Genomic DNA, 2,647 nt, shown 5'->3' on the forward strand with positions numbered 1-2,647 from the left:
CGGGCACCGCCCAGATCGCGGTGAGCAGGCCGAAGCCCGCGAGGAGACCGCCGAAGACGGAGCCGCCGATCAGGGAGAGGCTCTGCGCCGCGCCGACGCCGGCGAGCCCGCGCACCCGAGCCTCCTCAGAGTCGGTCACGGCGGCGACGAAGGCCTGCGCGGTGGGCGGCACCGCGGCGATCGCGGCCCCGAAGAACAGGCCACGCAACAGCAGGAACAGCACAAAGAGCGTGACCCCGCGGACGATTCCCGCGATGCCGAGGCTCGCGAGCACCGCGAACAGCGTCATGGAGGCGGTCGCGAGCGTGAGCGCGGCAATCAGCACCGGCTTCCGGCCCCAGGACTGCGCCCGGCTGCCCCAGAACTGGCTGGTGACGACCACGGTGATGGCCGCGAGCGAGATGGTCAGGCCCACCTGCCACTCCGCCAAACCGGTTTCGCGGGCGAAGGGGGCGATGACTGGCACGAGCGTCATCTGACCGAGATAGGTCAGGAACACGATGCCCAGGATGAGCCGCACCTGGCCGGGCACCGCCGCCGAAGCCGGGGTCGGCCCCGGGTCGGGGGCTGCCTGCGGGAGCGGATCTCCGGGGGTGGGCGGGGCGGACGGGGGCGGGGGATCGACGGGGGGCACGGGACTCGTTTCTGCGGCGGGGGCGGCCGCGCACGCTGGCGCGGGTGGGCGCGCTCAGCATGCTCGCACGGCCCGCACTCCCCGGCAAGGGGATCTTTCGCGCGTTCCCGCGCGGCTCCGTGCCCCGCGACCGGGTTAGCCGGCCGCGCGCCCGAGGGCGGCGAGGAGCGCCGCGACGTCCGCGTCGGTGTTCCAGATGTGGAAGGCGACCCGGGCGTTGCCCGCCCGTCCCGAGGCCGTGATCCCGGCCGCGCTGATCTGGGCCAGGGCGGAGCCGTCCGGGTCCGCCCAGGTCACGATGGCCGAGTCGCCCGGCGCACTGCCGATCCCGGCGCGGAAGGCGTTCGCGAGCCGCAGGTCGTGCTCGTGGATGCGCTCGACGGTCTCCCGGTCGAACAGTTCCAGCGCGGCGGCGGTGCCGACCCAGGCCTGCCAGGCGGGGGAGACGTCGAAGCGGTTCGCGTGCGAGCCGAGCGGGGTGTTGCCGGCGTAGCAGGAGCCCCAGATGTCGTCGGCGGAGGCCCAGCCCGCCTGCGTGGGATTCACGGCCTCGGTCAGTTCGGGGCTCAGCGTGAGAAAGGCGGTGCCCCGCGGGGAGCACAGCCACTTGTAGGCGTGGCAGATCGTGGCGTCGTTCTCCGCGGCGTTCACGGGCAGCCAGCCGGTGGCCTGGGTGAGGTCCGCAAGCGTGAGCGCCCCCGCTTCGCGCGCCGCCCGGAGAATCTCCGCCTGCGGGGCCAGCGCGCCGGTGGCCGACTGCACGAGGGAGTACGCGACGAGATAGGTCTCGGGGGTGATTTCCCCGGGCAGCTCGGCCAGCTCCACGTAGCGCACGGTGACGCCGCGGTGGGCCTGCCGCTCGAAGGGGTGCGTGAGCGAGGAGAACTCGCCGGAAACCGCGAGAACCTCGGCCCCGTCCGGCACCGCGGCCGCGATCAGCGACACCATCCCGGACACCTGCGCACCGATTGCGACGCGCTCGGGGGCGACGCCGACGAGCTCGGCGTAGGCCACGCGCGAGCGCTCGACGTGGGTCACGTAGCGGGCCGCGTCCAGATCGCCGATCGACCAGCGCGCCAGGTCCTCCCGGATCGCCTCCTGGGTGCGCAGGCTGGGCAAGCCACCCGTGCAGGCGGCGAGGTACCCGGGCTGGGCGGTGAACTGGGCGGCGAGATCAACGATGGTCATGCCCTCCAGGCTAGGGCCCCGGGAATCATAATGAAACACAATGATTGTTAAGTGTTTCGGTTGATGGAGTTATAGTGGTGAGATGGATTCCCGACGAAGCAGCGATCCTCTCGGCACGATTGACTCGACCGAGCTTCGGATTCTGCACACCCTCGCAGCCACCGGCTCGCTCACCGCGACCGCCCAGGCCCTTGGCCTGAGCCAGCCGGCCGTCAGCCAGCGCATTAAGCGGGTCGAATCCCGCCTCGAGGTGCCCCTCCTCGAGCGCAGCGGGCGCGGCATCCGGCTCACGCCAGCGGGCCAGATCCTCGCGGAGCACGGCAGCGCCGTCGTCGCCGAGATCGACGCCGCGATCGCGGCCATCGAGGACCTGCGCGGGGATCGGGCGGGCGCCCTGCGCCTGGTCGGCTTCCCGTCGGCCTCCGCGACGATCGTGCCCGAGATGATGGTCGCCCTGGAGGGCATTGCCCCCGACGTCACCCTGAGCTACCGCGAGGCGGAGCCGCCGGAGGGCTTGGCCCTGCTCCGCGAGGGGCTCGTCGACTGCGCCATCGTCTTCGACTACGACGGCTCGATGCAGCTCCCGCCCGGGAACGCGGCGACCCCGCTCTGGAGCGAGGAAATCAAGCTCGTCCTGCAGGAGGACCGGCACCCCGGCGCGCTCGGCGCCGACATCGGCCAGTTCCGCAACGACCACTGGATCGCAGGCTGCGCGAAGTGCCGCGGGCACCTTATGGGGCTCGCCGATGAACACGGCTTCAGCCCGACGATCGTCCAGGAAACCGACAACGTCCCGGCCATGCTCGCGATGGTGGCCGCGGGGGG

The 2,647-nt window shown here is 72.2% G+C and carries 3 protein-coding genes; 1 reads left to right on the plus strand and 2 read right to left on the minus strand.

The window, feature by feature from the left end; all coding sequences use genetic code 11:
• Positions 1–634 (minus strand): MFS transporter (locus tag OOT08_RS17850; protein WP_325094203.1); only part of this gene is annotated, 634 nt, incomplete at its 3' end.
• 135 nt (positions 635–769) lie between these two features.
• Positions 770–1,822: an aminotransferase class V-fold PLP-dependent enzyme gene (locus tag OOT08_RS17855; protein ID WP_325094205.1), complete on the minus strand. Its 1,053-nt coding sequence runs from the start codon at positions 1,820–1,822 to the stop codon at positions 770–772.
• Positions 1,823–1,904: 82 nt separating this feature from the next.
• On the opposite strand from OOT08_RS17855, the gene OOT08_RS17860 reads away from it, so the two are divergent.
• Positions 1,905–2,647, plus strand: a 743-nt coding sequence (locus OOT08_RS17860; RefSeq protein WP_325094206.1) for a LysR family transcriptional regulator, incomplete at its 3' end; no start/stop codon positions are given.

Origin of the sequence: Leucobacter sp. M11 (genome assembly GCF_035726885.1) — a bacterium.
In the GTDB taxonomy this organism is placed as follows: domain Bacteria; phylum Actinomycetota; class Actinomycetes; order Actinomycetales; family Microbacteriaceae; genus JAPFRB01.